We start from the raw sequence: 7956 nt of genomic DNA, 5'->3' as shown, positions 1-7956 counted from the left end.
GACGGACGCGTGCTCGGCGGAGTGTGCGCGGCGCTGGCCCGGCGCTTCGGCACCTCCGCGTGGACGATGCGTCTGATCTTCCTGGTCTCGTGCCTGCTGCCGGGACCGCAGTTCCTGATCTACCTGGGCCTGTGGATCTTCCTGCCCTCGGAGAAGGCCACGAGCACGGCCTGGTAGACGCGGTTCGTACGCACGCCGAAGGGGCGCGTACCCGGAGTTCCGGGTGCGCGCCCCTTCGGCGTGTACGAGCGGGGGTCAGCCGATCGGCAGACCGCCGGCGCCCAGCGGCAGGCCGCCCAGGAGGCCGGTGACCTGGCCGAGCGGGGTGGCGCCGAGGGCGCCGGTCGCGGCACCGAGCGGGGCGTTCTGGGTGGCCTGGCCGGCGGCGGCCGGGAGGGTCTTCACGCCCTGGTCGAGCCCCTGGCCGAGCGCGCCCTGCCCGGCGCCGAGGGACTCGGTGGCGCCGTCAGGGAGCGTGGTGAGGCCGTCACCCAGCGGGACGGCCGAGGTCACCGTGCCCAGCGCGTCGGCGTCGAGCGGCAGGGCCGATGCGGCGTTGGCCGCGCCGGCACCGGCGGCGACGAAAGCGGCACCGAGAGCGGCGACACCGAGCTTCTTGGCGGCAGACTGCTTCATCAGAAAATCTTCCTTGGGGAATCCGGGGGCTTCGGGGAAAAGCCGGGAGGGGAAATCCTGGGAACCTCGGGAATGCAGAGCGGCTCTGCAACCTAACCAGCGAACGTCGCCTCCGCAAACACCGGAAAGCGGCCGGGTGTCGTACCGCCCCGGCCGCTCCCGTCCCCTTCGCGGGGCGCCCTTCAGTCCGCCGCGCGGGAAGAATCCCTGGTCGTCGCGGTCTGCTGGAACAGCCATTCGGACTTCAGCTCGGCGTAGCCGGGCTTGATGACCTCGTTGATCATGGCGAGTCGTTCATCGAAAGGAATGAACGCTGATTTCATCGCATTGACAGTGAACCACTGCATGTCGTCGAGCGTGTAATCGAATGCCTCGGTCAGCAGCTCGAATTCCCGGCTCATGCTCGTCCCGCTCATGAGCCGGTTGTCGGTGTTGACCGTGGCCCGGAAGTGGAGCGTGCGGAGCAGGCCGATGGGGTGCTCGGCGAACGAGGCGGCGGCACCGGTCTGGAGGTTGGAGGAGGGGCACATCTCCAGCGGGATGCGCTTGTCGCGGACGTAGGCCGCGAGGCGGCCGAGACGGACCGAGCCGTCGTCGGCGACCTCGATGTCGTCGATGATGCGGACGCCGTGGCCGAGGCGGTCGGCGCCGCACCACTGGAGCGCCTGCCAGATCGAGGGGAGTCCGAAGGCCTCGCCCGCGTGGATGGTGAAGTGGTTGTTCTCCCGCTTGAGGTACTCGAAGGCGTCGAGGTGGCGGGTGGGCGGGTAGCCGGCCTCGGCGCCCGCGATGTCGAAGCCGACGACACCGGAGTCGCGGTAACGGTTGGCGAGTTCGGCGATCTCCAGGGCGCGGGCGGCGTGCCGCATGGCGGTGAGCAGGGCGCCGACCCGGATGCGGTGGCCGTTGGCCCTGGCCTGCCGCTCGCCCTCGCGGAAGCCCTCGTTGACGGCCTCCACGACCTCTTCGAGGGTGAGACCGCCCTCCAGGTGCTGCTCGGGGGCGTAGCGCACCTCGGCGTAGACGACGCCGTCCTCGGCGAGGTCGACGGCGCACTCGGCGGCGACGCGGAAGAGGGCGTCCCTGGTCTGCATGACGGCGCAGGTGTGCGCGAAGGTCTCCAGGTACCGCTCCAGGGAGCCGGAGTCGGCGGCTTCGCGGAACCAGATGCCGAGCTTGTCGGGCTCCGTCTCCGGGAGCTGCTCATAGCCCTGCTCCCGGGCGAGTTCGATGATCGTGCCGGGGCGCAGTCCGCCGTCGAGGTGGTCGTGGAGCAGCACCTTCGGGGCACGGCGGATCTGGTCCGCGGTGGGGACGTTGGGGGTCTGGCTCGTCATTTCCGCACTCTAGCCCCTACGCGCGTAGAACACCTCTCGTGGCGCCGGATTTCTCGTGGCGGGGCGAGGACCCGCCCCCTAGCCTGCCCGCATGACCTCGACCACGCCCGCGGACGAACTCCCGCGCATCCACCGCTTCCTGTCCGACTTCCACCGCCGCCAGGCGGCCCGTACCGTCGAGTTCCCCGGCGCCGTCGCCGTGCTCGACGACGCCTACCGGCACTCCCGGGGGAACAACCACGTGCTCGCCTACGGGGCCGTGGACCCGGAGGCGCTGGCCGGGTACACGGACGAGGCGCAGAGCCATCTCCCGTACCGCTTCGCGTACGTCCTCGACGAGGCGGTCGCCGCCGCCTGCGTGGCGCCCATGGAGCGTGCCGGGTTCCGGCACGCCACCACGCTGATCATGGCGCACACCGGCCCGGTGCCGGAGCACGGCGGGGCGCGGGAGGTCGACTTCGACGAGCTGCGCGGCCCGGTCGCCGAATCCTGGCCGCGGTTCGCCCCGCATGCGACGCCGGAGCAGATCGAGCACCTGGTGGAGCGGCGCCTCGCGCGGCGGCGCGGTGCCGACGTCGTGCGGTTCTTCGCCGCGTACACCCCGGAGGGCGAGGTGGCCGCCTGGGTCGACCTGTACATGGACCCGGCGACCGGGGTCGCGCAGATCGAGGACCTCGTCACCGTGGAGGCCCATCTGAAGCAGGGGTACGCCGGGAAGGTCCTCGACACGGCGCTGCACGAGGCCGCCGCCGCGGGCTGCGGGACCCGCTTCCTCACCGCCTTCTCGGAGGACTGGCCGCGCACCTGGTACGGCCGCAAGGGCTTCGCGGTCGTCGGCTCGGTGGCCCGGTTCGAACGGGTATAGGAGCAAAGGGCGTTCGCTCTCCGGACGATACGTAACAGAGACCGCGCGTACGACTGGCGTACACCTCCGCTTCTGAGACTGTTCTGCCATGGCGCACTTCGCACTCGTGGGGCCGCCCGAAACCCGGAGACCCCGGCTCGGGCGCCCCGTCAGTTCCCGGTCGGCGGTGACGGCGGTGGGCGGCGTGGTGCTGCTCCTGCCTGACGGCCAGCCCGTGTCGGCCCGGCGGGCCTCGGCGTGGACGCACGCGGCGATGCTTCCGCTGGGACGCGCCCTGGTCCGGGCGGGCCGGTCCGAGGGGCTCGCGGCGCACGTGGTGCGCTACCGGGCGCACGGCTGGAACGGCGCGGACGCGGACCTCGCGGCGGACGCCTCCTGGGCGGTCGAGGAGGCGGTACGGCGCTACGGCGACGTCCCGGTCTGCCTCCTGGGGCACGGGATGGGCGCGCGGGCGGCGCTGCGGGCGGCCGGGCATCCGGCGGTCGGCGCGGTCCTCGCGCTCGCGCCGTGGCTGCCGGAGGACGACGTGGCGGCGGAGCCGGAGCCGGTGCGGCAGCTGGTGGGGCGCAAGGTGCTGCTCGTGCACGGCACGAACGACGCGCGGACGGACCCGGAGCTGTCGTTCCGGTTCGCCGAGCGGGCGAAGAAGGCGAACCGGGACACCTGCCGCTTCGAGGTCCACTCGGACGGTCACGCGCTGCGCCAGTACGCGGCCGAGGTCCGGGCCCTCGCCGCGGACTTCGTGCTCGGCACCCTGTTCGCCCGGCCGGTCGCCCGCCCGGTGGCCGACGCGATGGCGGCCCCCCCGCCGCTCGGCCTGCGGATGCCGCTCGCGGCGGGCTTCGGCGGCTCACGCCGGCGGTGAACCCTCCAGGGGCTCCTTCGGGAGCAGATGGCCGCGCCTGCTGAGCAGGAACTTCTTGAAGGCGGCCACCGGGGCCGTGTCCGGGTGGCCGTCCAGCCAGGCGACGCCGATCTCGCGGACCGCGCGCGGCGCGGTGACGGTGAGTTCGACGACGCCGGGGCGGGAGACGGCGGGCGGCGGCAGCAGGGCGACCCCGAGCCCGGCGGCGACCAGGCCGCGCAGGGTCTCGGCCTCCTCGCCCTCGAAGGCGACCCGGGGCTTGAAGCCGGCCTCCGCGCACAGGTCGTCGGTGATGCGGCGGAGCCCGTACCCAGGCTCCAGGGTCACGAAGGTCTCCTCCGCGGCCTCGGCGAGCCGCACCCGCTTGCGGCCCGCGAGCCGGTGGTCGTCGGGGACGACGAGCCGCAGCCGCTGTTCGTCGAGGCGCCGGGCCACCAGGTCGGGGGCGTCCGGCACCGGCGAGGTCAGACACAGGTCCAGGTCCCCGGCCCGCAGCCGCTCGATCATGGCCTCGCCGTAGTTCTGGACGAGGGTGAAGCGGATCCGGGGATGGTCGACCCGGAAGGCGCGGATGAGGCCGGGGACGGTCTCGGAGCCCATCGTGTGCAGGAAACCGAAGGCGACCCGGCCGGCCGCCGGGTCGGCATCGGCCCGTACGGTGTCGGCGGCCCGCTCCACCTCGGCGAGGGCCCGCTCGGCGGCGGTCAGGAAGCGGCGGCCCGCCGGGGTGAGGGAGACCGTGCGGCCGCGCCGGGCGAAGAGCGTGACGCCGAGGTCCTGTTCGAGCCGGACCATGGCCCGCGAGAGCGTCGACTGCGGCACGCCCATCTCGGCCGCCGCACGGGTCACGTGCTCGTGCCGGGCGACGGCTGCGAAGTACGCGAGCCGCGGCGCGAGCAGCAGTCCCATGTCTTCTTCGTTACTGTTCGGTGACAGGCGAGGCTGTGACCTGTACTCATGCACCATGGGAACGATTACAGCAGTTCCGTGCATTGGACGCATGAACCGGACCGTCCTACGTTCGTGACATGCCTTCCGCCAGTACCAAGGCGGCCGCCACCACCGCGTCCGCCGACACCCGCCTCTCCCCCGGTGCCCCCGGCTACCGCCGGATGAGCCTCGCGCTCTTCGCCGCCGGACTGGCCACCTTCGCCCTCCTCTACTCCACGCAGGCCCTCCTCCCGGCCATCTCGGCCGAGTTCGGCGCCACCGCCTCCGCCGCCTCCTGGACGGTCTCCGCCGCGACCGGCGCCCTCGCCCTCTGCGTCCTGCCGCTCAGCGCCCTCTCGGAGCGCTTCGGGCGGCGCGCGATGATGACGGCCTCCCTCTCGGTCGCGGTCGCCGTGGCACTCCTGGTGCCGCTCGCCCCGAACCTGGAATCGCTGATCGCGCTCCGCGCGGTCCAGGGCGCGGCGCTCGCCGGCCTCCCGGCCTCGGCGATGGCGTACCTTGCCGAGGAGGTGCGCCCCAAGGCGCTGATCGCCGCGATCGGCCTGTTCGTGGCGGGCAACTCGATCGGCGGCATGAGCGGCCGGCTCGTGACCGGCTGGGTCGCCCAGCTGTGGGGCTGGCGCGCGGGTCTGGCCGCCGTCGGCCTGACCTCCCTGGTGTGCGCGCTCGCCTTCCGGGCGCTGCTTCCGAAGGCCCGGCACTTCAAGCCCGGCACGCTGAACCCGAAGGCGCTGGCCCGGACGGTCCGCGGCCACCTCGCCGACCCGCTCCTGATGCGCCTGTACGTGATCGGCGCGCTGTTCATGACGGTCTTCGGCGCCGTGTACACGGTGATCGGCTACCGCCTGGTGGAGGCGCCGTTCTCGCTGCCGCAGGGCGTGATCGGCTCGATCTTCCTGGTCTACCTGGTCGGTACGGTCTCCTCGGCGGCGGCCGGCAAGCTGGTCGGCCGGATGGGCCGGCGGGGCGCGCTCTACCTCGCGGTCTCGACGACGGCGGCGGGCCTGCTGTTCTCGCTGTCCGACTCCCTCGCGCTCGTCCTCACGGGCCTGGTCCTGATCACGGCCGGTTTCTTCGCGGGCCACGCGGTCGCCTCCTCCTCGGTGAGCCGCACGGCGAAGACGGGCCGCGCGCAGGCCTCGGCGCTCTACCAGTCCGCGTACTACCTGGGCAGCAGCGCGGGCGGCACGCTCGGCGCGATCGCCTTCCACGCGGGCGGCTGGGCGGGCACGGTCCTGATCGGCCTGGTCGCGGTCCTCGGGGTCGTCTCGGTCACCCTGTACGGCTCGCACAGCGCGCGCGTCGAGGCGCGGCGCCTGCACCCGGCAACGGCGTAGGCGGTCTCCCGTTCTCGGGCTGCAACCGTCACACTCCCCCTTACGTCCTCAAATACAGGGACTCTAGGGGGAGTTGACGATCATGAAACGAATCGCGAGGCGCATCGGCAGAAGGACGGGCATCGCCGCGGGGATCACCTCGCTCGTGGTGCCGATGACGATCGCGCTCGGTACGGCCCCGGCGCAGGCGGCGTCCTGCAACGTGACGACGGGGCCGTACCAGAAGCAGGTGGAGAAGTTCCTCGGGCGGACGGTGGACGGGCGCCAGTCGCTCGGCGACTGCCAGGCCATCCAGGCCTTCCAGGCCAAGCACGGCATCACCCCGACCATGGGGTACGCGGGGCCGATCACCTGGCGCACGATGAACACGATGATCCAGCAGAGGGCGGCGGGCACCACCCCCAACCGGGCGGGCGCCTGTCCGACCAACCGGGGCCGGATCGCCTGCGTCGACCTGACGCGGCAGCTCAGCTGGATCCAGGACGGAGCGCGCCTGAAGTACGGGCCGGTGCCGGTCCGTACGGGCAAGGACGGCACCGAGACCCGTACCGGCTCCAAGAAGATCTACTGGCGGAACATCAACCACTGGTCGACGCTCTACCACGTCTCCATGCCGTACTCGCAGTTCTTCGACGGCGGCCAGGCCTTCCACTCGACCACCAAGTCCATGTGGAACCCGCCGGGCTCCGGCGGCTGCGTCAACATGCGGCCGACGGACGCGAAGGCGTACTGGAACCTGCTCAGGAACGGCGACGACGTCTTCGTCTACGGCCGCAAGCCGGGAACCTGACCCCGACTGTCAGTCCCCTGCGGTAGCTTCCCTCTCACCGGCACCGAACGGGTGCCGGTGAGGGGTGAGTGGGGTGGACCCGATGAGCGACGCGGCGACCGCGACGACCGAGGAACTCGACAAGTACCGCAGGGAGCTGACCGGTTACTGCTACCGGATGCTCGGATCCTCCTTCGAGGCGGAGGACGCGGTGCAGGACACCATGGTCCGGGCCTGGAAGGCCATCGACTCCTTCGAGGGCCGCTCTTCGCTGCGGTCCTGGCTGTACCGGATCGCCACCAACGTCTGCCTGGACGCGCTGAACGCGGGGAACAGGAGAGCACGGCCCATGGACCTCACCGGGCCGACGCCCGTCGCGCAGGCGCAGCTCGTCAAGCAGCCGGAGATCACCTGGCTGGAGCCGATCCCGGACGGGCGGGTGATGCCCTCGGCGGGCGACCCGGCCGAGACGGCGCTCTCCCGGGAATCGGTCCGGCTCGCGTTCGTGGCCGCGCTCCAGCACCTGCCGCCCAAGCAGCGGGCCGTGCTCATCCTGCGCGAGGTGCTCGCCTGGAAGGCGAGCGAGGTCGCCGAGCTCCTCGACACCTCGGTCGCCTCGGTCAACAGCGCCCTCCAGCGGGCCCGCGCGACCCTCGCCGAGCAGGCGCCGGCCGCCTCCGACGCGGCGGACCCGCTGGACGAGGAGCAGAAGGCGCTCCTGGAGCGGTACGTCGCCGCCTTCGAGGGCTACGACATGAAGGCGCTCACCGCGCTCCTCCACGAGGACGCGACGATGTCCATGCCGCCGTACGACCTGTGGCTCCAGGGCCACGAGAACATCGTGGGCTGGATGCTGGGCGTCGGCGAGGTCTGCTCGGGCTCGAAGCTGGTGCCGACCGTGGCGAACGGCTCCCCCGCCTTCGCCCAGTACCACCCGGACCCGGAGGGCGGCTTCAGCCCGTGGGCGCTGATCGTCCTGGAGCTGCGGGACGGCAAGGTCGCCGGGATGGACTTCTTCCTGGACACGGAGCGCTGGTTCCCGCTCTTCGACCTCCCGGCGCGGCTAGAGGCCTAGCGTTTCGGCGAGACCGGTGAGGAGGAGCAGGGTCCGCAGCTCGGGTCCCGCTCCCTCGAACCGGATCCGGTGCCCCCGCCGCCCGGCGGCGAGCTTCAGCCGGGCGAGGGCGTCGACGGCG

The 7956-nt window shown here is 72.3% G+C and carries 9 protein-coding genes; 6 read left to right on the top strand and 3 right to left on the bottom strand.

Annotation, left to right across the window (positions count from 1 at the left end):
* A partial coding sequence (locus CCN56_RS31080; protein WP_086831261.1) for a PspC domain-containing protein occupies nt 1-177 on the top strand: 177 nt, incomplete at its 5' end.
* A 78-nt stretch (nt 178-255) separates the two neighbouring features.
* On the opposite strand, the gene CCN56_RS31075 is transcribed toward CCN56_RS31080, so the two are convergent.
* Together CCN56_RS31075 and CCN56_RS31070 are read right to left on the bottom strand one after the other, a co-directional pair.
* Nucleotides 256-636 carry a hypothetical protein gene (locus CCN56_RS31075; RefSeq protein ID WP_086831259.1) on the bottom strand — a complete coding sequence of 127 codons (381 nt, stop codon included), beginning with the start codon at nt 634-636 and terminating at the stop codon, nt 256-258.
* A gap of 182 nt (nt 637-818) precedes the next feature.
* Nucleotides 819-1973 carry an adenosine deaminase gene (locus CCN56_RS31070; protein ID WP_086831258.1) on the bottom strand — a complete coding sequence of 385 codons (1155 nt, stop codon included), beginning with the start codon at nt 1971-1973 and terminating at the stop codon, nt 819-821.
* A gap of 91 nt (nt 1974-2064) precedes the next feature.
* On the opposite strand from CCN56_RS31070, the gene CCN56_RS31065 reads away from it, so the two are divergent.
* Together CCN56_RS31065 and CCN56_RS31060 are read left to right on the top strand one after the other, a co-directional pair.
* Nucleotides 2065-2838: a GNAT family N-acetyltransferase gene (locus CCN56_RS31065; RefSeq protein WP_086831257.1), complete on the top strand. Its 774-nt coding sequence runs from the start codon at nt 2065-2067 to the stop codon at nt 2836-2838.
* An 88-nt stretch (nt 2839-2926) separates the two neighbouring features.
* Nucleotides 2927-3703 carry an alpha/beta hydrolase gene (locus CCN56_RS31060; protein WP_179200045.1) on the top strand — a complete coding sequence of 259 codons (777 nt, stop codon included), beginning with the start codon at nt 2927-2929 and terminating at the stop codon, nt 3701-3703.
* Here the strand turns inward: CCN56_RS31060 and CCN56_RS31055 are convergent.
* Nucleotides 3689-4669 carry a LysR family transcriptional regulator gene (locus tag CCN56_RS31055; protein WP_086831256.1) on the bottom strand — a complete coding sequence of 327 codons (981 nt, stop codon included), beginning with the start codon at nt 4667-4669 and terminating at the stop codon, nt 3689-3691. The genes CCN56_RS31060 and CCN56_RS31055 overlap by 15 nt on opposite strands.
* Nucleotides 4670-4731: 62 nt before the next feature.
* Between CCN56_RS31055 and CCN56_RS31050 the strand changes: the two genes are divergently transcribed.
* The 3 genes from CCN56_RS31050 (at nt 4732) to CCN56_RS31040 (ending at nt 7835) form a co-directional block, all read left to right on the top strand.
* Complete coding sequence (locus tag CCN56_RS31050; RefSeq protein WP_086831255.1) at nt 4732-5991, top strand: MFS transporter; 1260 nt, start codon at nt 4732-4734, stop codon at nt 5989-5991.
* A gap of 82 nt (nt 5992-6073) precedes the next feature.
* Complete coding sequence (locus CCN56_RS31045) at nt 6074-6781, top strand: L,D-transpeptidase (RefSeq protein WP_086831254.1); 708 nt, start codon at nt 6074-6076, stop codon at nt 6779-6781.
* An 82-nt stretch (nt 6782-6863) separates the two neighbouring features.
* Nucleotides 6864-7835, top strand: a complete 972-nt coding sequence (locus CCN56_RS31040; protein WP_041134185.1) for a sigma-70 family RNA polymerase sigma factor — start codon at nt 6864-6866, stop codon at nt 7833-7835.
* Nucleotides 7836-7956 lie beyond the last annotated feature (121 nt).

It is taken from the genome of Streptomyces sp. NRRL B-24572 (genome assembly GCF_002156145.1).
GTDB classification, from domain to species: domain Bacteria; phylum Actinomycetota; class Actinomycetes; order Streptomycetales; family Streptomycetaceae; genus Streptomyces; species Streptomyces vietnamensis.
This window is presented reverse-complemented; position numbering and strand designations above follow the sequence as displayed.